23 protein-coding genes are annotated in these 22,841 nt (G+C 74.7%); 6 read left to right on the top strand and 17 right to left on the bottom strand.

The features are described 5' to 3' along the window. Positions 1-228 precede the first annotated feature (228 nt). Genes TK50_RS15120 through TK50_RS15110 form a run of 3 tightly spaced genes read left to right on the top strand, consistent with a single transcriptional unit; the run spans position 229 to position 2,533 of the window. On the top strand, positions 229-951 hold the full coding sequence (locus tag TK50_RS15120; RefSeq protein ID WP_043963317.1) for a FadR/GntR family transcriptional regulator: 723 nt from the start codon (positions 229-231) through the stop codon (positions 949-951). Continuing rightward, positions 948-1,814, top strand: a complete 867-nt coding sequence (locus TK50_RS15115; RefSeq protein ID WP_043963316.1) for a sterol desaturase family protein — start codon at positions 948-950, stop codon at positions 1,812-1,814. The genes TK50_RS15120 and TK50_RS15115 overlap by 4 nt, the downstream gene beginning before the upstream one ends. Beyond that, positions 1,811-2,533 (top strand): lysoplasmalogenase family protein, encoded by a 723-nt coding sequence (locus tag TK50_RS15110; protein ID WP_043963315.1) that lies wholly within the window; start codon positions 1,811-1,813, stop codon positions 2,531-2,533. The genes TK50_RS15115 and TK50_RS15110 overlap by 4 nt, the downstream gene beginning before the upstream one ends. Before the next feature lie 53 nt (positions 2,534-2,586). On the opposite strand, the gene TK50_RS15105 is transcribed toward TK50_RS15110, so the two are convergent. The 7 genes from TK50_RS15105 to TK50_RS15075 form a co-directional block, all read right to left on the bottom strand. After that, on the bottom strand, positions 2,587-2,853 hold the full coding sequence (locus tag TK50_RS15105) for a GlsB/YeaQ/YmgE family stress response membrane protein (protein WP_043963314.1): 267 nt from the start codon (positions 2,851-2,853) through the stop codon (positions 2,587-2,589). Between the two features lie 149 nt (positions 2,854-3,002). Beyond that, positions 3,003-4,586 carry a hypothetical protein gene (locus TK50_RS34175; protein WP_158499178.1) on the bottom strand — a complete coding sequence of 528 codons (1,584 nt, stop codon included), beginning with the start codon at positions 4,584-4,586 and terminating at the stop codon, positions 3,003-3,005. After that, complete coding sequence (locus tag TK50_RS15095; RefSeq protein WP_158499177.1) at positions 4,583-4,945, bottom strand: YciI family protein; 363 nt, start codon at positions 4,943-4,945, stop codon at positions 4,583-4,585. The genes TK50_RS34175 and TK50_RS15095 overlap by 4 nt, the downstream gene beginning before the upstream one ends. A 28-nt stretch (positions 4,946-4,973) precedes the next feature. Further along, positions 4,974-6,296, bottom strand: a complete 1,323-nt coding sequence (locus TK50_RS15090) for a helix-turn-helix domain-containing protein (protein WP_043963311.1) — start codon at positions 6,294-6,296, stop codon at positions 4,974-4,976. 48 nt (positions 6,297-6,344) lie between these two features. Beyond that, on the bottom strand, positions 6,345-7,124 hold the full coding sequence (locus tag TK50_RS34170; protein WP_052503793.1) for an SDR family NAD(P)-dependent oxidoreductase: 780 nt from the start codon (positions 7,122-7,124) through the stop codon (positions 6,345-6,347). After that, on the bottom strand, positions 7,121-8,101 hold the full coding sequence (locus TK50_RS34165) for an alpha-ketoacid dehydrogenase subunit beta (protein WP_043963310.1): 981 nt from the start codon (positions 8,099-8,101) through the stop codon (positions 7,121-7,123). The genes TK50_RS34170 and TK50_RS34165 overlap by 4 nt, the downstream gene beginning before the upstream one ends. Next, positions 8,094-9,029, bottom strand: a complete 936-nt coding sequence (locus TK50_RS15075) for a thiamine pyrophosphate-dependent dehydrogenase E1 component subunit alpha (protein WP_043963309.1) — start codon at positions 9,027-9,029, stop codon at positions 8,094-8,096. Before TK50_RS15075 ends, TK50_RS34165 begins: the two co-directional genes overlap by 8 nt. A gap of 130 nt (positions 9,030-9,159) precedes the next feature. Here TK50_RS15075 and TK50_RS15070 point away from each other — a divergent pair, with 130 nt between their 5' ends. Further along, positions 9,160-10,290 carry a mandelate racemase/muconate lactonizing enzyme family protein gene (locus TK50_RS15070; protein ID WP_052503792.1) on the top strand — a complete coding sequence of 377 codons (1,131 nt, stop codon included), beginning with the start codon at positions 9,160-9,162 and terminating at the stop codon, positions 10,288-10,290. Positions 10,291-10,416: 126 nt separating this feature from the next. Here the strand turns inward: TK50_RS15070 and TK50_RS32280 are convergent, their stop codons facing one another. Genes TK50_RS32280 through TK50_RS15040 form a run of 6 tightly spaced genes read right to left on the bottom strand, consistent with a single transcriptional unit; the run spans position 10,417 to position 16,189 of the window. Further along, a complete protein-coding gene (locus TK50_RS32280; protein WP_052503791.1) occupies positions 10,417-10,782 on the bottom strand; it encodes an L-rhamnose mutarotase in 366 nt (121 codons plus the stop codon). Continuing rightward, complete coding sequence (locus TK50_RS15060) at positions 10,779-11,612, bottom strand: carbohydrate ABC transporter permease (protein WP_043963308.1); 834 nt, start codon at positions 11,610-11,612, stop codon at positions 10,779-10,781. Before TK50_RS15060 ends, TK50_RS32280 begins: the two co-directional genes overlap by 4 nt. Continuing rightward, a complete protein-coding gene (locus tag TK50_RS15055; protein ID WP_043963307.1) occupies positions 11,609-12,571 on the bottom strand; it encodes a carbohydrate ABC transporter permease in 963 nt (320 codons plus the stop codon). The genes TK50_RS15060 and TK50_RS15055 overlap by 4 nt, the downstream gene beginning before the upstream one ends. 60 nt (positions 12,572-12,631) lie before the next feature. After that, positions 12,632-13,933, bottom strand: coding sequence for an ABC transporter substrate-binding protein (locus TK50_RS15050; RefSeq protein ID WP_241773996.1), 1,302 nt, complete (start codon positions 13,931-13,933; stop codon positions 12,632-12,634). Between the two features lie 13 nt (positions 13,934-13,946). Beyond that, a complete protein-coding gene (locus tag TK50_RS15045) occupies positions 13,947-14,948 on the bottom strand; it encodes a Gfo/Idh/MocA family protein (RefSeq protein WP_043963306.1) in 1,002 nt (333 codons plus the stop codon). Beyond that, on the bottom strand, positions 14,945-16,189 hold the full coding sequence (locus TK50_RS15040; RefSeq protein WP_158499176.1) for a M20 metallopeptidase family protein: 1,245 nt from the start codon (positions 16,187-16,189) through the stop codon (positions 14,945-14,947). Before TK50_RS15040 ends, TK50_RS15045 begins: the two co-directional genes overlap by 4 nt. 110 nt (positions 16,190-16,299) lie before the next feature. Between TK50_RS15040 and TK50_RS15035 the strand changes: the two genes are divergently transcribed. Then, positions 16,300-17,127 (top strand): amidohydrolase family protein, encoded by an 828-nt coding sequence (locus TK50_RS15035; protein ID WP_043963305.1) that lies wholly within the window; start codon positions 16,300-16,302, stop codon positions 17,125-17,127. Between the two features lie 73 nt (positions 17,128-17,200). Here the strand turns inward: TK50_RS15035 and TK50_RS15030 are convergent, their stop codons facing one another. Then, a complete protein-coding gene (locus TK50_RS15030; RefSeq protein WP_043963304.1) occupies positions 17,201-18,829 on the bottom strand; it encodes an alkaline phosphatase D family protein in 1,629 nt (542 codons plus the stop codon). A gap of 146 nt (positions 18,830-18,975) precedes the next feature. Between TK50_RS15030 and TK50_RS15025 the strand changes: the two genes are divergently transcribed. Beyond that, on the top strand, positions 18,976-19,905 hold the full coding sequence (locus TK50_RS15025; RefSeq protein WP_043963303.1) for a diacylglycerol/lipid kinase family protein: 930 nt from the start codon (positions 18,976-18,978) through the stop codon (positions 19,903-19,905). A gap of 53 nt (positions 19,906-19,958) precedes the next feature. Here the strand turns inward: TK50_RS15025 and TK50_RS15020 are convergent, their stop codons facing one another. The 3 genes from TK50_RS15020 to TK50_RS15010 form a co-directional block, all read right to left on the bottom strand. Next, positions 19,959-20,534, bottom strand: a complete 576-nt coding sequence (locus TK50_RS15020; RefSeq protein WP_043963302.1) for an NADPH-dependent FMN reductase — start codon at positions 20,532-20,534, stop codon at positions 19,959-19,961. 152 nt (positions 20,535-20,686) lie between these two features. Next, positions 20,687-22,354, bottom strand: a complete 1,668-nt coding sequence (locus TK50_RS15015; RefSeq protein ID WP_229406922.1) for an amidase — start codon at positions 22,352-22,354, stop codon at positions 20,687-20,689. Further along, positions 22,354-22,653 carry a hypothetical protein gene (locus tag TK50_RS15010; protein ID WP_043963300.1) on the bottom strand — a complete coding sequence of 100 codons (300 nt, stop codon included), beginning with the start codon at positions 22,651-22,653 and terminating at the stop codon, positions 22,354-22,356. The genes TK50_RS15015 and TK50_RS15010 overlap by 1 nt, the downstream gene beginning before the upstream one ends. Between the last annotated feature and the right edge of the window lie 188 nt (positions 22,654-22,841).

Here is a 22,841-nt window from a genome sequence, read left to right as displayed (position 1 = left end):
CTGGACCGGTGGTGCGTTGTGCCGGACACGCGGAAACCCCTCTCGTCGTCGCTACCCGAACAGGTTGACCGGCATTCCGGCCCGCTAAACCCGCCCCGGGCAGGCGGTTGGTCACACCCCGCCGATTGTCGTTCCCCGCCGCAAATGCGGTTGCCGGCGTCGCCGACGGCAAACCCGAGTGGTCCAACCAGTTGACGGGTTGATGTGGGCGGGGCCACACTGCACCGCATGACCTTCGTCCCTGTCCCCCGGGGTTCCGTCTCCGACCACGTCTTCGCCCAGCTCCGCGACGCCGTCGTCAGCGGCGCGTACCGGCCCGGGGACACCCTGCCCGGCGAGCGGGAGCTGGCCGCCGCGTTCGCGGTGAACCGGCACGCCGTGCGCGAGGCGCTGCGCCGCCTGCAACAGCTCGGCCTGGTCCGGGTCAGCCAGGGCGGCGCGACCCGGGTGCTCGACTGGCGGGTGCACGCCGGGCTCGACCTCGCCCTGTCCCTGGTCCGCTCCGGCGACGTCCTGCCGGTCGACACGCTGGTGCGGGACATGCTGGAGATGCGCGCCTGCATCGGCGTCGACGCCGCCCGGCTCTGCGCCGAACGGGCCGACGCGGCGACGCGGGACACCGTCACCCGCGCCGTCGAGGAGTACGCCGCGCTCGCGCCCGACCTGCCCCGGATGGCCGAGGCCAACATCACCCTGTGGCGGCACGTCGTGCGCGGCTGCGGCAACACCGCGTACCTGCTGGGTTTCAACAGCCTCGTGGCCGGCGCGCTCGCCGTCGGCGAGGTGCCGCCGCAGCGGCGCGCCGCCGAGCTGCTCGACGTCGCCGGGCACCGGCGGCTCGCCGCCGCGATCGCCGCCGGCCGGGGCGACGACGCCGCGCGGCAGGCCCGGTCCCTGCTCACCGCCGCCCTCGCCGCCCCCGCCGCGCCGGGACAGGAGTGCCGCGCATGATCCCCGCCGTGCTCTACGCCGTGCCCGCGTTCCTGCTGCTCATCGTCGTGGAGGCGCTGTCCTACCGGTTCGCTCCCGACGACGACGAACGGGGCTACGAGCTGCGCGACACCGCCACGAGCCTCACCATGGGGGCGGGCAGCCAGGTGATCGGCTTCCCGTGGAAGCTGCTCACCATCGGCCTGTACGCCGGCCTGTGGACCGTCGCGCCGGTGCAGCTCTCCCCCACCAGCGTCTGGACCTGGGTGCTGCTGTTCCTCGCCGACGACCTGGCCTACTACTGGTTCCACCGCACCCACCACGAGGTGCGGCTGTTCTGGGCCAGCCACGTGGTGCACCACTCCAGCAGGTTCTACAACCTGTCGACCGCGCTGCGGCAGAGCTGGACGCCGATGACGTCGCTGCCGTTCTGGCTGCCGCTGGCCCTGCTCGGCATCCCGCCGTGGATGATCTTCCTCCAGCAGTCGGTCAGCCTGCTGTACCAGTTCTTCCTGCACACCGAGCGGATCCGGGTGCTGCCCCGGCCGATCGAGTGGGTGTTCAACACCCCGTCGCACCACCGCGTCCACCACGGCGTGAACGCCGAGTACCTGGACCGCAACTACGGCGGCATCCTGATCGTCTGGGACCGCCTGTTCGGCACCTTCGAGCCGGAACGCGCCCCCGCCCGGTACGGGCTGACCACGAACATCGGCACCTACAACCCGCTGCGGGTGGCCACCCACGAGTACGCGGCGATCTGGGCCGACGTGCGCGCGGCGGCGTCCTGGCGGCACCGGCTGGGCCACCTGTTCCGCCGGCCCGGCTGGCGGCCGCTGCCGGGTCCGGCGGGGGCGGTCCGGGCCGCCGGGGGCACCCGGTGAGGCGGCTCGCGCCGTTCGGGCTGGTCGCCGCCGTCGAGCTGGTCGGCGTGGCGCTCGACAACCTGGTGCTCCAGTGGCTGGCCAAGCCGCTGCTGGCCCCGCTGCTGCTGCTCTGGCTGCTGCGGCCCGGCCCCGGCGGTCCCGGTGCCGGGCGGGCCCCCGCCGGCACGGCGCGCACGGGCGGGCGGCGGCGCTTCGACGCGTTCGCGCTCGGGCTGGTCTTCGCCACGGCCGGCGACGTGGCGCTGCTGCTGCCCGGCGAACCCGCGTTCCTGGTCGGCATGGGCTTCTTCCTCGGCACCCAGGTCAGCCTCGTCGTGGCGTTCACCCGGCACCGGCGGCCGCCCGTGGCGGCGGTCGCCGGCTACCTGGCCCTGTGGGCGCTGGCCAACGCCGCCCTGTGGGGCCCGCTCGGGGCGCTGCGGCTGCCCGTGCTCGGCTACAGCCTCGCGCTGTGCCTGATGGCCGCCGCGGCGGCCGGCGTGTCGGCGCGCGCGGCGGCCGGCGGGGCGCTCTTCCTCGTGTCCGACCTGCTGATCGGCGTGGACGCGGCCGGCACCGCCCTGCCCGGCCACGGCCTGCTGGTGATGGGCACCTACGTCGCCGCGCTGCTGCTGCTCACCACGGCGTGGGCGGCGGCCGGCGGCCCGGGTGCGGCCGACCGACCGCACCGGACCGGGGCCGACCGCGCGGCGCGGCGCGGCCCGGCGGCGCCCTGACCCGCCGCCGGCCCGCCCCGGTGCGGGGGCGGGCCGGCGGTCGGCGCGGGCGGTCAGCGTCGGCGGCCGTACGCCCCCGCGACGATCGACACGCCGATCGCGGCGAAGACGACCTGGATGAACAGCTCGATCCAGTCGACGCCCGCGGTGTCGTCGACCCCGAGCGCCCCGGCGACGAGGGTGCCGAGGATCGCGGCCACCACGCCGATCAGCAGGGTGAGCCAGATCGGGATGCTCTGCTTGCCGGGCACGACCAGCCGACCCAGCGCGCCGATGATCAGACCGATGATGATGGCGGTGAAGAAACCGGTGACTTCCACTGGGCCGTTCCTCTCGAGGGGTTGTCGCGTGCACCTCCACCGTGCCCCCGGTGGCCGGGGCGGCAAACCCGCCGCCACCTGACCGGCGGATTCTTCACACGACTGTCACGGTCCCGCGCGGCAACCGTCATGCCGCCGGCCGGGCGCGGTCAGCCGGCCGAGTGGGCGTACCGGGCGGCCCGCTCGGCGAGCCACAGCCAGCGGCGCTGCACCTCCCCGCCGGTCGCTGCGACCATGGCGAGGGCGTCGCCGCGCACGGCGGTCAGGGCCGCCGCGTCGGCCGCCGGGTCGTCGAGCACGGCCGCGCCGTCGCGGAACGCCTCGGCCTCGGCCGACCCGCCGAAGCGGGGGGCGACCTCGTCGCGCCAGAAGTCCGCCCAGGCCAGCTCCGGGTTCCAGGAGAACCGGGCGTACGCCAGATAGCTGATCTCGTTGGTCGGGTGGTAGGCCGCCGCCTCGGCGAAGATGGTCAGCCCGCGCATCCCGGCCGCCCCGGAGCGGGTGGCCATGTCGGCGTACATCTCGGGCACCCAGGAGTGGCGCTGCCGGTTCCACTGCGACCCGGCGTGGGTGCGCAGCACGTTCGTGGTGTGCGGCAGCCGGTCGACGTGGGCGGCGGTGAGCCGGTCGCGCTGGTCGTACCAGAAGCCCCGGTTGACGCAGTACTGGTAGGCCACGTCGTCGGGCAGGTCGGCGAGGGGCCGCTGCGCGTCCAGGTCGAAGATGTTGTCCCAGTAGACCTCGACGAGGTGGCGCAGCGGCACCCCGGCCGGGCCGGGGCGGCGGGCGGTCTCCAGCAGGGTCGGGTAGACCGCGCGCATCGCCTCGTACGACCAGGAGGTGCGCTCGCCGCCGGTGCGCCGGGCGCAGCGGGCGCAGGCGCAGCTGCCGTAGTCGCCGGTCTCGAAGTTGATCCCGCCGACGGGCAGGGTGTCCAGCAGCCAGTCGATGGCGTCGCGGTGCCAGGCCAGGTTGTCCGGCTGCGACGGGCAGGCGGCCATCATGTACTCGCTGGCCGGGAAGTGCAGGTCGCCGAACTCGTCGATGTCGAAGCCGACCTTCTTCGGCAGCTCCGCGGCCAGGTCGGGGCGCTGCCGCAGCCAGGTGGCCAGGTTGTAGCGGTGCCGGCCGTCGAAGTAGATGCCGCCGTAGGCGTTGATGCCGACCCCGGCGATGATCCGCACGCCCCGGGCGTTGGCGTACTCGCACAGGTCGCGGGCCGCCTCGACGCCGCCGTGGGCGTCGCGCAGCAGCCCGTACACGACGATGCCGCCGATCCGCTCGCGGCTGCAGAAGTCGACGAGCCGCCGGTAGTCGGCGCCGAACGCGTCGGCGGACTTCGCGTACGGGTTGAGCGCGCCGATCTCCTGCTGGCCGAGCTGCCGGGTGTCCCAGTTGGTCGAGTGGTCCCAGGTCCACAGGGTGCGCAGCGGCAGCCCGGGTGCGGCGGCGGACGCGCCGACGGGCAAACCGGCTCCGGTGGCGCGGTCGACGAGGTCGCGGGCGGCGTACACCAGGCCGGCGAAGGGGTCGCCGGTGAGCCGGATCTCGCCGGCCTCCGGCACCTCGACGCGGTGGCCGCCCTCGGGCAGCGCCGGGTCGACGGCGAGGCGCACCGGCACGGCGTCGGGGCCGCCGTCGCCCCACGCCTCACGCAGCAGCCCGGCGGCGTACGGCGCGTGCTCGGCCCCGAGCACCCGCACGCCGGCAACCTGGCGGTACGACGACATCATGTCCTCCCGAGGGTGTGGCTGGTGGCGGCGAGGTAGTCGGCCACGTCGAGCGTGGTCCACACCCCGTGCCGCCAGTAGGGGTCCTGTTCGACGAGGGCGCGGGCGGCGGTCGCGTCGGCGGCCCGCAGCACCAGCACGGAGGCGGTCAGGTCGGCGCGCGCACCGGCGACCAGGGCGGTGCCGTCGGCGAGCAGGGCGCGCACGTGCGCCAGGTGCGCGGCCCGGTGGGGTTCGCGCCGGGCGGCGGCGTCGGCGGCGAAGGCGGCGGTGACGAGGTACGTCGGCTCGAAGCGCAGCGGCGCGCCCGCGTCCTCGGGGCGGGCCGGGCCGCCCACGCCCGCCCCGCTGATGCCGCTCACGCCCCGGCCGCTCACGCCCCGGCCCCGCTCACGCCTCGGCCCCGATCGCGCCGAGCAGCCGCCGCATGGCGACCCGGTAGACGGCCTGCGGGCGGCCCGCGCCGGTGCTCACGTGCACGCCGACCTCCTCGGCGAAGCCGGCCGCCCGCAGGGCCTTGAGCAGGCGGCGGGCCGAGCGCGCCTCCACCCCGTACGCGTCGGCCAGCCCGCGGGCGGTGACCTGGTCGGGGTCCATCTGGTGCAGGGCCTCCAGCAGCCGGCGCGTCGACAGCGGCCCGATGCGCAGCTGCTCGGAGACGCGCAGCACGCCCGGGGCGGTCTCCCGCAGCCGGGGGCGCACGGTGGTCTCCCGGCTGGAGTAGACCTCGCCGTCGGGGAAGACCACGTGGGTGTCGCCGCTGTGCCGGCCCAGCGCGAGGGCCTTGCGGGCGTTGTCCTCGGCGGCGGCGATGGTGGTGCCCGCGCCGAAGCCGACGGCGTGTTCGACGTCGACCCCGCGCAGGGTGAGCAGGGAGGCGTGCCCGTCGCGGTGCCGGGCGATGGCGCTCTCCACGGTGCCCCGGGTGGTGGTGATCAGCATGGTCCGGTCGTCGACGGTGGCGAGCCGGCCGCGCATCCGCTCGGCGTGCTCCAGCAGCGCCTCCCGCACCCGCAGCCGCTGCCGCTCGGCCTGGTACGGGTCCTGCGCCCGGTGCGTCGACGCGCCGAGGTCGACCATCATCACGGCGATCTGGGTCGCCCGGGACTGGCGTACCTCGGCGGCGAGCCAGGCCCGGCGCAGCGCGTCGCGCACCGAGGCGCGGGTGTGCTCGACGCGCCACACCGGCACCCCGCTGTCGGCCAGGTCGCGGTGCACCGCGCCGAGGCAGGTCAGGCACGCCTCGACGGCGCCGGAGGCGTAGCGCTCGCGGTGGTAGGCGGTGATCTCGTCGAGCCCGGAGAAGAGCAGCCCGGAGGAGTCGGCGATCGGCAGGATCTCGGTCGGCGGGGCCACCTCGATGTCGTGGTACGTCTCGCGGACGATCTCGGCCTCGATGGTGTCCACGCTGACCCGGGGCAGCTTGCCGCCGCTGGCCAGCAGCATCCGCGACAGGGTCCGGTAGAGGTCGATGCCGGCGTGCGGGACGTAGTCGATCTCCGCCCGCAGGTCGCCGGCCGCGCTGGCGAACGCGTACGGGATGCGGCCGGTGAACAGCAGCACCTGGCACACCTCGTCCAGCTCGCGGGCGAGGTCGGGGGCCTGTTCGGGCCGGGTGTAGGCGCGCGCGGTGACGGTGTCCGCGCGGCCCTCCCCGGCCGCCACCTCCTGCACGAGCCGGATCGAGTCCTCCGGGCCGATGATCCCGATCACGATGCTGCCTCCATGTGGTGCGCCGCTGGCCTGGGGTGGGTGGGCTGCTCAGCCGGTGCAGACTGTGCCGACGAGGCCGGCACTGACCGGCGACGCCAGCAGGACCAGCACCGAGGCGACGTCCTCGGGGCGACCCAGCGCGGCCTCGACCGCGGCGATCCGCCCGCCGTCGGTGCCGTTGGCCCGCGCCTCGTCCAGCGACCGTCGCATCAGCGGCGTGTCGATGTCCCCCGGGCAGAGCGCGTGCACGCGGATCCCCTGTGGACCGAGCTGGCGGGCCAGCGTGAGCGCCAGACCGTGCAACCCTCCCTTACTCGCGCCGTAGGGTACCGAGCCGGAGCCGGTCTGCACGCCCGCCTTCGACCCGACCAGCACGAGCACCCCGTCGCCCCTGCTCAGGTGCCGCGCGGAGTGCTTGGCGACCAGGAACGGGCCGGTGAGGTTGACGGCGATGACCCGCGCCCACAGCTCGACCGGCACGTCGCGCACGTCCAGGCCCTGGCCGCGCATCACGCCCGCGACGTGCAGCACGGCGTCGACCCCGCCCAGGTCGGCGGCCACGGCGTCGAACGCGGCGGCCACCTCGTCCTCGACGGTGACGTCCGCGCCGCGGGAGCAGGCCGTCGCCCCGGCCGCGCGGGCCCGCGCGGCGGCGCGGTCCGCGCCGGCGGAGTCGGCGTCGAGCACGGCGACGGCCGCCCCGGCGTCGGCGGCGGCGACCACGGTGGCCAGGCCGATGCCGGACGCCCCGCCGACGACGACCACCCGCCGGCCGGCGAGCAGGCCGCCGCCGGTGCCCGCCCCGGACGGCGGGACCCCGTCGCTCACGCCCGCACCGTCCGGCGTACCGCGTCGGCCACGGTCGCGGCCTCGGGCACCACGACGGCCTGCAGGGCGGGCGCGGCGGGCATCGGCACGTCCGGGGCGGCCACCCGGGCGATCGGCGCGCGCAGGTCGGCGAAGCACTCGGCGGCGGCCCGGGCGGCGATCTCCGCGCCGAACCCGCCGGTGAGGTTGGCCTCGTGCGCGACGACCAGCCGGCCGGTGCGGGCCACCGACGCGGCGACCGTGTCGAAGTCGAGGGGGTTGAGCCAGCGCAGGTCGACCACCTCGGCGTCGATGCCCTCCCCGGCCAGGGTGGTGGCGGCGTCGAGGGCCGCCGACACCATCCGGGACCAGGCGACGACGGTGACGTCGGTGCCGGACCGGACGACCCGGGCCCCGCCGACCGGTTCCACCGGGGCGTCGGTGCGCACCGGGCCCCGGGTCGGGTAGAGCATCCGGGCCTCGGCGACGACCACCGGGTCGTCGCTGACGACGGCGGTGCGCAGCATCTGGTACGCGTCGTCGGGGGTGGCCGGCAGCGCGACCCGCAGGCCGGGGGTGTGCGCGAAGTACGCCTCCGGCGAGTGCGAGTGCTGGGCGCACGCCCCGGGCGAGTAGCCCTGCTGCATCCGGATCACCAGCGGGGCCTTCCAGCGCCCGGCGCTGGAGTAGCGGATGGTGGCGATCTGGTTGACGATCTGGTCCATCGCCACGAACGAGAAGTCGGCGTACATGATCTCGGCGATCGGCCGCAGGCCGGTCATGGCCGCGCCGAGGGCCATGCCGAGGAAGCCGGTCTCGGAGATCGGGGTGTCGAAGATCCGGTCGGAGCCGAACCTCTTGTGCAACCCCTTCGTGGCGCCGAACGGCCCGCCGGGCAGGGCCACGTCCTCGCCGAAGTAGACGGTGTCGGTCCGGCTGTCCAGGGCCCAGGTGAGGGCCGCGTTGACGGCCTGGATGTAGCGCAGCGACTCAGACATAGACGTGCTCCCTCGCGGTCGCCGGGTCCGGGTGGGGCACGGCGCGGGCGGCGGTGACGGCGGCCTCGATCTCGGCGTCGACCTCGGCGTCGATCGCGTCGAGCCGGGCGGTCAGGTCGGCGTCGGCGGCGGCCCGGATGCGGGCCAGCGGCTCGCGTTGCCGGGCGGCGGTGATCTCGCCGGCCGGGCGGTAGTGCTGCGCGTCGCCGCTGTAGTGGCCGACGAGGCGCTCGGTCATGGCCTCCACGATGGACGGTCCGGAGCCCTCGCGGGCCCGGTCCACGGCCTCGGCGACCGCGCCGTACACGGCGTCGGGGTCGTTGCCGTCGACCACCCGGCCGGGCAGGCCGTAGCCGGCGGCCCGCTCGGCGAGCTGCTTGACCCGCACCATGTCCGAGATGCGCGACATCTCGGAGTAGACGTTGTTCTCCACCACCAGCACCAGGGGCAGGTCGAGCACGGCGGCGAGGTTGAGCGCCTCGTGCACGTTGCCCTGGTTCATCGCGCCGTCGCCGATGCTGACCACCGACACCGCGCCGCTGCCGGTGCGCTGCGCGGTGAGCGCCGCACCCGTCGCGATCGGCACCCCGGCGCCCACGATGGAGTTCTCGCCGACGAACCAGCGGCCCGGGTCCGACAGGTACGGCGAGGCGGCGCGCCCACCGCACAGCGCCGAGTCGCGGCCCATCATCTCGGCGAACAGGCCGGTGAGGTCGACGCCCCGGGCGATCGCCCAGCCGTGCCCCCGGTAGGTCGCGGTGACGTGGTCCCCGTCGCGCAGCGCCCGGCAGGCGCCGACCGGGATGGCCTCCTGGCCGTTGCACAGGTGGATCGAGCCCGGGATCTCGCCGGCGTCCTTGAGGGCGGTCAGCCGCTCCTCGAACCGGCGGATCCGGGCCATGAGCCGATAGTCGTCCGGCAGCCCCATCACACCCCCCAGAGATAATTGAGCCTTATTCCGGCTCGTTGGTTGTGGAGCCTAGACCAGCAGTCCAAGGCTATGGAAGAGTGCTGAAGCAAGTTTGTGGCCGTTATTGGTCTCTAATTTGGGAGCGGGCATGGAGATCGTCGAGGTCGAGTCGGCGGTGCGCGGCGACGCGCACTTCGTCCAGGTGCACACGGCGGACGGGCTGACCGGGGTCGGCCAGTCCGCCTGCTGGGGCTACCCGACGGCGGTGCACGCCGTGGTGGAGGCGTTCCGGCCCTACCTGATCGGGGCGGACGCCGGCCGGATCGAGCACCACTGGCACCACCTCTACCGGATGGGCCCGTTCCGCGGCTCGGTGCTCACCGCCGCCGTCTCCGCCGTCGACCTGGCCCTGTGGGACCTGCTCGGCAAGCGGCTCGGCGTGCCGGTGTGGCAGCTGCTCGGCGGCCGGGTGCGCGAGAGGATCCGGCTGCACCTGTTGCTGGGCGGCACCGGCGCACAGGCCCTCGCCGCCGAGGCTGCCGCCGCCGTCGCCGACGGCTTCACCGCCGTGAAGTTCGACCCGCTGCCGGCGAACTACGGCGACCTGTCGCAGGCCCGCCTCGTGGCCGAGACCGAGGCCACCACGGCGGCGGTGCGCGACACCGTCGGCGCGGACGTCGACCTGCTGATCGAGCTGCACCGCAAGCTCACCCCGTTGCAGGCCGAGGCGGTCGTGCCGGCGCTGGCCCGGCACCACCCGCTGATGGTGGAGGACGCGATCCAGATCGACAGCGTGAGCAGCCAGGCCGGGGTGCTCCGGCGGGCGCCGGGCGTGCCGATGGCCAACGGGGAGCGGCTGCACACCATCTGGGAGTTCAAGGAGTTGCTCGCCCAGGGCGGCGCGCAGTACGTGCGGCCCGACGTCGGGCTCGCCGGCGGCCTCAGCCACGCCCGCAAGATCGCCGCGCTGGCCGAGGCGCACCACGCGGCCGTGGTCACCCACAACTGCCTCGGCCCGCTGCTGACCATGGCCTCCGTGCACCTGGACACGGTCATCCCGAACTTCGTCACCCAGGAGTACTCGCCGCTGGACGATGCGCTCGCCGACGGCCCGGCGCGGGCCTGCGTGCGCCGCGAGGGCGGGTTCCTGCCCGTGCCGCAGGACCCCGGGCTGGGCGTCACCCTCGACCTGTCCGACCCGACGCCGCTGGACCTGACCGGCCGTCCGCTGACCCGCATCCCGCTGCGCGCCGACGGCTCCGTCGCGTACGCGGTGTAAGAAAGGGCCCCTGTCAACGCCTGCGGTAGAGAAGGGAACCCTTCTCACCGCAGGCGCAGGCGGCGCGGGGTGGGGTGCGGTGGGGTGGGCGACGCGGGTGCGGTGGGGGCGGCGCACACCGCCCCGCTAGGCGGGTGGCGGGTGGCCGGGGTGGTGGAACACCTGGTGCGCCCACAGCGGCTCGCCGTCGGCGTCGGCGATCTCGGCGAACAGGTGCGCCAGCGACGCCGTCCACCGGGCCTGCACCGGCGAGGCGGCGGTGACCGCGCCGGCGTGGGCGAAGCCCGAGCGGGTCCGCAGCACGCAGATCAGCAGCAGGTCGCGCCGGTAGATGGCGTACTCGTAGATCCCCGCCTCGTCGAGCAACGCGGACAGCTCCGGCCACACCTCGGCGTGCCGGCGCTCGTACTCGGCCTCGGCGCCGGGACGCAGCCGGTACAGGTGGCACACCTGCTCCCCCGGCCCGGCCGTCGCGCCCGCCGGGGCGCTCACTTGCCGGAGCCGGCCAGCGCGCCGGAGACGAGCTGCCGCTGGAAGACCAGGTAGATGACCAGCACCGGCAGCAGGGCGACGATCAGGCCGGCGCTGACCAGCGGCACCGACACGTCGTACTGGCCGCTGAGCAGGGAGACGCCGACCATCAGCGTCTTGCTGTCCGAGCCGCCCATGATGACCAGGGGCAGCAGCAGGTCGTTCCACATCCAGACGAAGTTGAAGATGGCCAGCGCCGCGAGGGCCGGGGTGGCGATCGGGGCGAGCAGCCGGAACAGGATGGTCAGGTGCCCCGCGCCGTCGACCCGGGCCGCCTCGATCAGCTCGTCGGGCACCTGCTGGAAGTAGCCGGCGAGCTGGTATGTGCCCAGCGGCAGCCCGAACGCCGCGTACGCCAGGATCAGGCCCTGGTATTCGCCGGACATGCCCAGGTCCAGCACGGTCTGGTAGAGCGGGTAGATGATCGCCTGGCTGGGGATGGTCAGGGTCACGATGATCAGCAGGAAGACGACCTTGCGACCGCGGAAGCGCAGCTTCGTCACCGCGTACGCGACCAGCAGCGCGGCGAGCACCGACAGCACCAGCCCTCCGACGGTGGTGATCAGCGAGTTGAGCAGCAGCCGGGGCATGTTCATCCGGCGGAACGCCTCGAGGTAGTTGTCCAGGGTGATCCCGGCGGGCAGGCCCAGCGGGTCCTCGGCGAAGCCGGCCTGCGTCTTCAGCGAGCTGACCACGGTGAACAGCAGCGGGTAGATCGCTGCGACGGCGACGACGACCAACGCGAACGTCAGCAGGTAGCGCCCGATGCGGGCGGAATGGCGCGCGTTCATCGCGGCTTACGGGTCCCCTCTGTGAACATGTGCCGCACGCTGAAGATCGACAGCAAGGCGACGAAGACGAACAGGGCGATGCCGATGGCCGAGCCGTAGCCGCGGTCGAGGAACTGGAAGGTGGTGAGGAAGACCAGGTACTCGGGGAGCATGGTGGCGTCGCCCGGCCCACCCTGGGTCAGCGCGTAGATCAGCGGGAACAGCCAGATCAGCACGCCGGAGGCGCAGAGCACGCTCCAGTACGCCACGGTCGGGCGCAGCATCGGCACGACCACCGAGAACAGCCGCCGCCAGAAGCCCGCCCCGTCGAGGTACGCCGCCTCCAGCGTCTCCTCGGGGATGGTGGCCAGCCCGGCGAGGTAGGTCATCACGCCGAGGCCGAAGAAGCTCCACAGGGCGACCGCGACCAGCGAGAACAGCGCGCTGTGCCGGCCGTTGAGCCACTCGATCGCCAGCGGCTGCAGGCCGACGCCGCGCAGCAGGGCGTTGAGCGGCCCGTCGGGGGCGAGGATCTGCCGGAACATGATGCCGACAACGATGGGCGCGATGGTGTACGGCACGAAGTAGACGGCGCGGAAGAACTTCCAGCCCGGCGAGCGCTGGTGGATGAGCAGCGCCAGCACCAGCGGGACCACGATCCACACCGGCAGGGTGGCCACCACCAGCAGGGCGTTGCGGAAGCTGGTGCGCACCATCGGGTCGTCGAACATCCGGGTGTAGTTGTCGGCCCCGGCGAACTCGCTGCCGCCGAACCCGCTGGACGACTCGAAGCTGGTGAGCACGCCCCGCGCGAGGGGCACCAGCTTGAACAGCACGGCCAGGGCGAGCGCGGGCAGCACCAGCGCGGCGCCGAGCCACCATTCCCGGGCCTGTCCCGGCCGGCGGGCCCGGCGGCGGCCGGGCGCGGGCGGGGCGTCGGCGGCCACCGGCTCCGACACCGGCGCCGTGGAGATCGTCATCAGGGTTCCTCCCCCGGGGCTGGCCGGGCGGGGCGACGAGGGTCGCCCCGCCCGGGGTGGCTACTTGGTCTGCTTCTTCGTGGGGCTGCGCTCCAGCGCCTGCTGCATCTGCTCGGCCCACTTGTCGACGGTGAGCTGGCCGAGGGTGACCTGCTGCCAGCCGCGGGCCAGGGCGTCGGCCTCGGGGCCGGAGAGCATCACCCCGGCGTGCAGGGTCGGCTGGGCCACCAGCTCCTGGATCTTCAGGAAGGCCGGCGACGAGGGCAGCAGCGCCTTGTCGACGTTCTTGTTCAGCGGCTGGCCCTTGCCGTACTTGACCCACAGCTCGCCGTTCTCCTTGCCGGCGAGCCAGGTGATGAACTCCAGGCCGGCCTGCTTCTTCTGGCTCCACTGGGTGACGCCGTAGACGGCGCCCTCGATGCCGGAGAACTTCTGGGCCAGCGGGGCCGCCGGGTCGATCGCCGGCCACCGGGTGACGCCGAGCTTGTCGTCGCCGAGGGCCTTGCCGAACGCCTCCCAGTTCACCGCGTCGGAGATGATGGTGCCGGCGAACGCGGCGTCACCGCGCTGGAAGATGTCCGCGCCGTCGGGGAGCATGGTGATCGACGGGGCGTTCTTGTTCGCCCAGCCCTTGGTGGTGATCTCCGCGAGCTTCTCCAGCACCGCGACGAGCTTCGGGTCCTTCCAGGACAGCTTGCCGGCGAGCAGGGCCCGGATGTCGTCCTCGGTGAGATAGTTGCGGGCGATCTCCGGGAAGTCCCAGTACGCCGGGAAGGTGCCGGAGAGGCCGAGCGCGAGGCAGTTCTTGCCGGCCTTCTTCACCGCGTCGCAGGCCGCGCCGAACTCGTCCCAGGTCGCCGGGGGCTTCTCCGGGTCCAGGCCGGCGGCGGTCAGGACGGCCTTGTTGTAGTAGAGGACGTTGCCCTGATAGGAGAACGGCACGCCGTAGCAGGTCTTGCTGGTGTCGAAGCCCTCGCAGGCGCCGCTGTAGGTGACCAGGTCCTTGGTGATCTCGGCGGCCTTGTCGCCCAGCGGCACGTACGCGCCGCGCCGGTCGAACAGCTCCAGGCCGGCGTTGTTGGCCATCACGTCCGGCCCGGACTGCGAGGTGATGTAGGGGCCCTGCACCTCGGGGTACTTGTCGAAGGGGACGGACTGCATCTCCAGCTTGATGTTCGGGTGCCCGGCCTCGAAGGTGCTCTTGACCTGCTTCCAGTACTCGGTGCCGCCGGGCTCCCAGGTCAGCACCTTCAGGGTGACCGGGCCGTCGCTGGCGTCGTCACCGCCGCCGCCGCATCCGGTCAGCAGCGCGGCGGCCGCCATGCCGGCGGCGAGGGCGCCGGCCAAACTCCGTCGAAACATCGGGTAGCTCCTGTCACAAGTGGGGGCTCTGAGGGACGCGGCGGGCCGACCCGCCGGCGGAGGCGCTGTCGACCACGGCCTCGGCGACCCGGACGACGTGCAGGCCGTCGGCGAGCGGGACGACCGCCGTCGGCTCGGTGCCGTCGATCCGGCCGAGGAAGTGCCGCAGCTCGGCGGCGAGCGCTCCGCCGCCGTCGACCGGGGAGAGGAGCCAGTCCGGCGCCTCGGTCGGCTCGCCCTGGACGAGCAGCGTGGGGTGGCCGAGGTCGACGTGCGCGACCCCGTCGGTGCCGTACACCTCGACCAGGTCCGAGGTGTGGTTCGGGGTGTGTTCGGGCAGCAGGTAGCTGTTGCGGATCGACGACACGACGTCGTTGGCGTGCCGCAGCTCCGCCCACACCAGGACCGGGGTGGCCGATCCGGGTCGGGTCCGGGCCGCCGCGCGGACCTCGACCACGGGCGCTCCGGCGTACCAGAGGGCGAGGTCGATGTCGTGCACGGCGGTGAGCAGCGCGGGGTGTTCGCGCGGGAAGAGCCGGCTGAGGGTGCGGGGCCGGTCGCGGCGCGACGACACGGCGAGCACCTCGCCGATCCGGCCGGCGCGGACCGCGTCGTGCAGGGCCCGGTGCGGGGCGCTGTGCCGCAGGATGTGCCCCGGCTGGCAGAGCACACCGGCGCGTTCGGCGGCGGCCACGATGGCGGCGGCGTCGGCGGCGGTCGCGGCGAGCGGCTTCTCCACCAGCACGGGCACCCCGGCGGCGAGCAGGTCCACGGCGACCGCGCGGTGCGCCGGGCCGGGGACGCACACCGACGCGGCGTCCGGCCCGGCGGCGGCCAGCAGCTCGGCCACGGTGGCGTACGTCCGCGGCACGTCGTGCTCCGCGGCCACCCGCGCCCGGGTCTCGGCGTCCGGCTCGACCAGGGCGTGCACGGGCACGCCGAGCGACCGGTACGCGGCCAGGTGCCGTACGCCGAACGCCCCGGCGCCGACCACGGCCACGGACGGGCGGCTCATGCCCCGACCGCCTCGGAGGCGGCGGCGGGGGCGGCGTCGGCGGCCCGCGCGCCGGGGACGTCGGCGGTCTCCGCCTCGGCGAGGCGGCCGGCGAGGACGGCCCGGGTGAGGCGGTCCAGGGCGGCCACGCCCACCCCGATGCACCGCTCGTCGACGTCGAAGGCGCCGGAGTGCAGCGGCGCGCCGCCGCGCTCGCCGGTCACCCCGAGCTTGACGTACAGGCTGGGGCCGAGCGCGCCCAGCAGGGCGAAGTCGTCGGTGGTCAGCGGCGGCGCGGTCAGGTCCGCGACGGTGACCACGGCGGGCAGCTCGGCGTGGGCGAGGGCCACCAGCGGCGCGGCGTTGCGCACCGGCGGCATCTCGTTGGCCCAGGTGAACCGCAGGCCCAGGTCGAGCGCGGCGGCCTGCTGCCGCGCGATGCGCTCGATGACCTCCTTGAGCCGCGCGCGGGTGGCCTCGTCGTGGGTGCGCAGGGTGCCGGTCGCCTCCGCCCGCTCGGCGACCTGGCTCTGGCTGGCCCCGCCCGCGATCGTGCCGATGTTGAAGGCGACCAGCTCGTGCGGGTTGCGGGAGCGGGCGACCCCGGCGTGCAGGAGGTTGACGATGCCGGCCAGGCCGAGGATGGCGTCCCGGCCCAGGGCGGGGGTGGCGGCGTGCGCGGCGCGGCCGAGCACCTCGACCCGGAAGGCGTCCTTGGCCGCCATCGCGGTCTCCCGGTCGACGCCGACCGCGCCGACGGGCAGGTCGGGCCAGCAGTGCAGGCCGAGGACGGCGTCGAAGCGCCGGCCGCGCAGGGCGGCGTCGGCGAGCACGGCGGCGGCGCCGGAGTCCTCGCCGAAGGGGATCTCCTCGGCCGGCTGGAACAGCACGGTCACCGTGCCCCGCGCGGGCGGGTCGGCCGCGAGCCGGGCCGCGACGCCGGCGACGACGCTCATGTGCACGTCGTGCCCGCAGGCGTGGCAGACCCCCGGGTTGCCCGACGCCCAGGGCACCTCCTTGGCGTCCTGGACCGGATAGGCGTCCATATCGGCCCGAAGCAAGACCGAGGGGCCCGGCGCATGCCCTTCGATCTCGGCGACGAGACCGGTGCCGGCGACACCGGAGCGAACCCGGGCGATCGGGGCGAGCCGGTCGGCGAGGACCGCCGCCGTCTGCTTCTCGGTGAACCGCAGCTCAGGGTGCTGGTGAAGCTGCCTTCGCAGCCGCACCAGATCATCAACGCCCTCGTACGCCTGCACCACGCGGACCACCCCTCGCCTGCGTCCGATAATCCGGACCTAATTGAGACAAGAACCTAAGCGAGGGGTCCTCCCACGTCAATGGGCAGCTCGGAATCGGTTAGGGTCCGGCCATGGAACGCGCCGACGCACACCTGCACCTCTTCGCCGACGGGTATCCGGGCCGCTACGGAAGGTCCCCGGCCGGGGGCGACGAACTCACCGTCTACCGGACTTTGCGCCACGAACACGGCATCGACCGGGCGCTCGTCATCGGCTACGAGGGCGCGCCGGAGTTCGCCGGCAACAACGGGCACCTCGCCGCGCTCGCGGCCACCCACGACTGGATCGCGCCGGTGGCGTACGTTCCGGTCACCGGCACCGACCGGGCCGGCCTGGACCGCCTCTGGGCGGCGGGGTTCGCGGGCGTCGCCGCGTACCTGCCGGACCCGGACGCGGCCGACGCGTTCGCCGGCTGGGCCCTGACCGTCGCCGGGCCGCTCAACGACGCCCGCGCGGTGGTCAGCCTCAACGCCACGCCCGAGGCGACCGGCCGGCTCGGGCGGGCACTGGCCGCGCTCGACGGCTGCCCGGTGCTGTTCAGCCACCTCGGCCTGCCCGGCCGGCAGCGCGCCGTGCCGGCCGACCAGGCCGCCGCCGACCGGCTCGCCCCGCTGACGGACCTGGCCCACCTACCGCACGTCGGGGTCAAGGTCTCCGGCCTGTACGCCGTGAGCGACCCCGCCGAGGCGTACCCGCACGACGCCGCCCGGCCCTTCGTCGACCTGCTGCTGCACCGGTTCGGCGCGCGGCGGCTCTACTGGGGTTCGGACTTCTCCCCCAGCCTGGACCACGTGTCGTTCGCCCAGACCCTGCGCCCGGTCGGGCTCGACGGGCTCTCCGCCGCCGAGGCGGCCGACGTGTTCGGCGGCAACCTCCACCGCGCCCTGCGCGGGCGGTGACGCCGGGGCCGGGCGGGACGGCCCCCGGGGCGGGACGGGCGGTCCGCTGCCCGCCCGTCCCGCCGCAGCCGGGTCACGCCTGCGGCGCGGCCTCCCGGCGCAGCGTCGACGACCCGGCGGCCACGGACCAGCCGGCCACCCACCGGCTGGCGCTGCCCGGACGGGTCCGGTCGGCCAGGTGGTACCAGTCCATCCGGCACGCCTGCCGGGTCACCTCCAGCACTCCGTAGCCGTGGCCGTCCAGCTCCGTCCACCGCACGTGGGTGTTGGTCGCGCGGAGCAGGTCCGCGCCGAGGACGCTGAGCGCGTTGCCCTCCCGCAGGCCGAGGAAGTCGTTGACGTTGTCGCTGGTCACCGAGGGCACCACGAACTCGACGGCGGCCGGGGTGGCGGTGCCGGTGGCCCGGGTGGTGACCTCGTTGGCCCACGAGGTGTGGATGTCGCCGGTCAGGAAGACGACGTCGCGGGTGCCGGTGGCGCGCAGGTGGTCGACCAGTTCGTTGCGGTCGGCGTTGTAGCCGTCCCACTGGTCGGGGTTGAGCACCACGCCGTTCTCGGGGACGCCCAGCAGCCGGCCGATCGGGCCGAGCAGCCAGGCGGGCAGCGTGGCGAGGTCGACCCGGGCGATCATCACGGGGTTGCCGACGAGCTTCCACCGGGCGGTGGAGGCCGCCAGGCCGCTCTTGAGCCAGGACATCTGCGCGTCGCCCGTGATCGTCCGGGCCGGGTCGTCGACGGCGGAGCCCGACGCCTGCTGCGACCGGTAGCTGCGCAGGTCCAGCATGGACAGCTCGGCCAGCCGCCCGAACCGCAGCCGGCGGTAGATCGCCCCGTCCGCGCCCGTGCGCACCGGCATCCACTCGGCGTACGCCTGCCGGGCGGCGGCGACCCGGTCGGCGAAGTCGCCCTCTGTGGCCGGGGTGTGGTTCTCCGCGCCGCCGGACCACTGGTCGTTGGCCACCTCGTGGTCGTCCCAGGTGATCACCCACGGCACGGAGGCGTGCAGGGCCTGCAGGTCGGGGTCGGTCTTGTACAGCGCGTGCCGGATCCGGTAGTCGGCCAGCGTCAGCACCTCGTGCGCCGGGAGCACCGGCCGCACCACCGACCCGCCGGCGTCGAACTCGCCGGTGCCGTACTCGTAGAGGTAGTCGCCGAGGTGCACGACGAGGTTGACCTCGCCGCGGTCGGCCAGGTTGCGGTACGCCGAGAAGTAGCCCGCCTCCCAGTTGGCGCAGGAGACCACGCCGAGGCGGAGCCGGTCGATGTCGGCGTCGGCGGGCGGCGCGGTCATGGTGCGCCCGGTCGCCGACCACGCCCCCGCGTAGCCGAACCTGTACCACCAGGTGGTGGCCGGGGCCAGGCCGGTGACCGCCACCTTGACGGTGTGGTCGCGGGCGGGGCCGGTGGTCAGGGCACCCTGGGCCACCACGGTCGCGAAGTCGGGGTCGGCGGCGACCTGCCAGGTCACCTCCGCCTCCGGGCCGACGCCGGAGCCGGGCTGCGCCTCGTCGGTGGGGGTGAGCCGGGTCCACAGCAGGACCCCGTCGGGCAGCGGGTCGCCGGAGGCCACGCCGTGCCGGAACGCGCCGCCGGCCGCGCCGGCGGGTGCCGCGCCGGTCAGGGTGGCGCCGGCGAGCACGGCCGTGCCGGCGGATGCGCCGGCCAGCCGCAGGAGGGTACGACGGTCGATGGTGTTCGTCATGCCTCACGTATCTACCGTCTTCACCGTCTCGCCCGCTGCCCCGCCCGCCACTGTTCGCCGATCCTTCACCGGCCGTCGGCCGTTCCCGCGCCACGCGGCGGCCTGGCCACCGGAATCCCCGGCCGGCGGAGATAGGGTCGGCAGCCATGCGGACGAAGCATGAGTTGGGCGCGGCCATCCGGCGCGACCGGCGGGCGGCGCTGGTGGTCAACGCCCGCTCCCGCCGGGGTCGCCGCCTCTACGAGCACGCCCGGGCCCTGCTGACCCGCGCGGGCTTCGAGCTGCTCGGGGCGTACCCGGCCGACCGCCCCGGTGAGCTGGAGCGCAGCCTCGACGACGCCCTGGCGCTCGGGCCCGACCTGCTCGTCGCGGGCGGCGGCGACGGCACGCAGAGCGCCGCCGCCCGGCTGCTCGCGCACCGCGACGTGGCGCTGGGCCTGCTGCCGCTGGGCACCACCAACAACTTCGCCCGCACCCTCGGCCTCCCGCTGGACCTGGCCTCCGCGGTGGCGGTCCTCGCCGACGGCAAGGTGATCGACGTCGACCTGGGGCTGGCCGGGGACGTGCCGTTCGCCAACCACGTCGGGGTGGGGATGTCGGCCGACATCATGCTGCGCACGCCGCCCGCGCTCAAGCGGGTCACCGGCCGGCTCGCGTACCCGGCGACCGCGCTGGCGCTGCTGGCCCGGCACCGGGCGCTGCGGGCCACCGTGCGGGCCGGGGACGCGACGCACGAGTTCCACACCCACCAGTTGTACGTGGCCAACGGCGGCTTCCACGCCGGCCGCCCGATCACCGCCGACACCGACGCCGACGACCGGCTGCTGGTGGCGTACCCGGTCGGCGGGCCGACCCGGCGCGGCCTGCTGCGGGACACCGCCCGCAACGCCGCCACGGGGGCCCGGCGCACCCTCGCCGAGACGCCGTTCCTCGCCGTCGGCGAGCTGTGGCTGGAGACCGACCGACCGGCGCGGGTCGAGGTGGACGGCGAGCTGTGCGGCCAGACCCCGATCCGGATCGGGCTGGCCGCCAACGCGCTGCGGGTGATGGCCCCCGCCGACGCCCTCGACCGCTGACGGCGCAAGGAAGGGCCCCCTGTTGACGCATCCGGTAGAGAAGGGCTCCCTTCTCACCCTCCGTACGGCCGGGCCGCCCGCGCCGTGCGCAGCGCCTCGGCCCACCAGCCCAGTTGGTCGAGCATGGCGGTGGCCGCGCGGTTGACCGGTCCCGCGTCGACCGGCTCCCCGGCCGCGTCGAAGCACCCGTGGGCGCCGGCGAAGCTGACCGTTTCGCGGATGGTGACGGTGTGCAGCTCGGCGAAGACCCCTCGCAGCGGCTCCACCGCCCGCAGGCCGCCGGAGATGCCGCCGTACGAGACGAAGCCGACGGGCTTGGCGTGCCACTGGCCGCCCACCGAGTCGATCGCGGCCTTCAGCGGCCCCGGGTAGCTGTGGTTGTATTCCGGCGTCACCACCACGACGGCGTCGGCCGCCGCGATCCGCTCCGCGAAGGGTGCCTCGTCCGGGGCCACGGCACCCGGCACACCGCCGAGCGCCGCCGGGACGTGCGCGAGGTCGACCAGATCGACGACGAGGTCGGCGCGCTGGCCCGCCTGGCGGCAGAACCAGTCGGCCACGACGGGGCCGAACCGGCCGTCGCGGACGCTTCCGACGATGACGGCCAACCGGTACGGGGACTCGGACAACGCATCCTCCAGAGGGGACAACGGGCCGTCCCTCGACGACCACCCGCCGACCGTACGACTTCAACCAGGGTTGAGGTCAATCCGGACGCGACGGGGGCCGCATGCCGTCGTCGCCGGCCCGCCCGAAGGCGGCGGGCCGGCGACGGCGGGGTTCACTGAGCCAGCTCGGCGACCTCCTCGGCGGTCAGCCGCAGGGCGGCGGGGGCCGCGGGCGACGCCAGGCCGCGCGCCGCGGCGGCCGGGGCGGGCGGGGCCGCCGGCGGGTCGGCGGGACGCCGCCGGTGCCAGTCGGTGACCGCCTGGTACGCCGCCGCCACCGACAACAGCCGGTCCTCGCCGTACGGCAGGCCGCCGAGGATGGTGCCGATCGGCACGCCCGCGGCGGTGAACCCGATCGGGAAGGCGATCTCCGGCAGGCCGAGGATGTCGAACGGCACCGGGCTGGTCTGCACCACCACGTCGCAGGAGGCGAAGAGCTGGTCGAGCACCCGCTCCATGAGCAGCAGCTTGGCCCGCTGGCCGGTGATGAACTCGTCGGCGCCCAGCAGCGCGCCCTGCAGCCAGCCCGTCACCGACACGCCGAAACCGCGCAGGTCGGTGCGCAGGTACGGCATGAACGGCTCGCTGCGCTCGGGCAGCCGGACGTTGTTGAACGCGCTGCCGGTGAGCAGGTCCCACTCGTCGGGCAGCGGCACGTCCACCACGGTCGCGCCGGGGATCGCGGCGAGCGTCGCCAGGTACGCGGCCCGCGCCGCCGCCGTCTCGGTGGTGCCGGCGGTGAAGCCCGGCAGCACGCCGATGCGGGTCTTCCAGCGCAGCTTCAGCTTGCCGCCGGAGTACGCCGGGGTGGCCGCGTCGATCAGCTTCGGCACCCCGGGCAGGCCCTGCGTGCGCGGGTCGGCGGGGTCCTCGCCGGCCATCGCGGTGAGCATGATGGCCGCGTCCTTGGCGTCGCGGGCCAGCGGGCCGGGGTGGTCGCGGGTGTAGCTGAGCGGGATGATGCCGTGCAGCGAGACCCGGCCCATCGTCGGCTTGAGGCCGGTGAGGTTCTGCGCGTTGGACGGCGCGGTGATCGAGCCGCCGGTCTGGGTGCCGGTGCCGGAGGCGGCGAGCCGCCCGGCGACGGCGGTGGCGGTGCCGGTGGACGAGCCGCCGGGGTCGGTGCGGCTGTCGGCCGGGGTCCACGCGTTGACGGTGGTGACCACCCCGCTGGGGGTGGTCGCCCGGGTGGTGGCCAGCGGCCCCATCTGGGTCTTGCCGAGCACGATCGCCCCGCCGGCGAGCAGCCGGGACACGGCCGTGGCGTCGTACGGCGGCCGGAAGTCGGCGAACAGGTAGGAGTTGGCGGTGGTAGGCACCCCCGCGGTGTAGTAGTTGTCCTTGATCGCCAGCGGGATGCCGTGCAGCGCGCCCCGCCGGGGCTTCTTCGCCAGGGCGGCCGCCGCCTTGGCCGCCGCCTCGGCGAGCACCAGGTTGAACGCCTGGTACGTGCCGTCGTACGTGGAGATGCGGGCCAGGTACGCCTCGACCAGCCTGGCGGGGGTGAGCTTGCCGGCGCGGATCAGCCAGGCCGCCTCGGCGACGGTGAGTTCGGTGGGGTCGGCCACGGCCTCCGGGCGGGGCTTGACGTAGGCGTTGGGCACGTCCAGCGCCGGGTTCCACTTCGCCGCCGTGAGCAGGGGTGTTCGGGCCGGACCGGCCGCCGAGGCCACGGCGGGCAGCCCGACGGCGCCACCGACCGCCGACGCGGCGGCCAAGGCGGCGGTGCGGGCGAGGAAGGCTCGGCGGTCGACGCCACGGTCGACGGGGGCTGCGGTCATCACTTCCGCCATTCCGTGCTGATCGAGGGGTAGAGCATCGGCGCGGGCTGCTGGGACAGCGCCATGGCGACGACGGGGTCGGTGCCGGCCGGGGCGGGCAGCTGGTACGCGGCGAGCGTGCCGACGGTGCCACGGACGAAGGACCGCAGGGACGCCAGTACGGTGTCGCGGCCGGGGGAACCGGTCTGGGGGTCGGCGGTGGTGCCGGGCGGGAGCTGGTCGAGGTCGATGCCGAGGGACGCGAGCCGGGCGCGGATGAGGACGTCCAGTTCGGCGTCGGTCGGTGGGGTTGGCGCCAAGGGGTGCTCCTCCTGGGTTGGGAGATGATGCGCCCACTGTCGGACCGGGCCGTGTCGCCGGCGTGTCGAGTTGATCTCGACGCGATGAACCCACGCGGGTCTATGCCCTCTGACCTGCGCGGGCGCGGGCCGCCCCGCTCCGCCCGCCCGCCGGGCCGCCCCGGAGCCGGACCGTCCGGAGTGGACCT

It is taken from the genome of Micromonospora haikouensis, assembly GCF_000876225.1.
Lineage (GTDB): Bacteria > Actinomycetota > Actinomycetes > Mycobacteriales > Micromonosporaceae > Micromonospora > Micromonospora haikouensis.
Note: the sequence above shows the minus strand (reverse complement) of the source record. Positions and strands in the feature narration are given on the sequence as shown.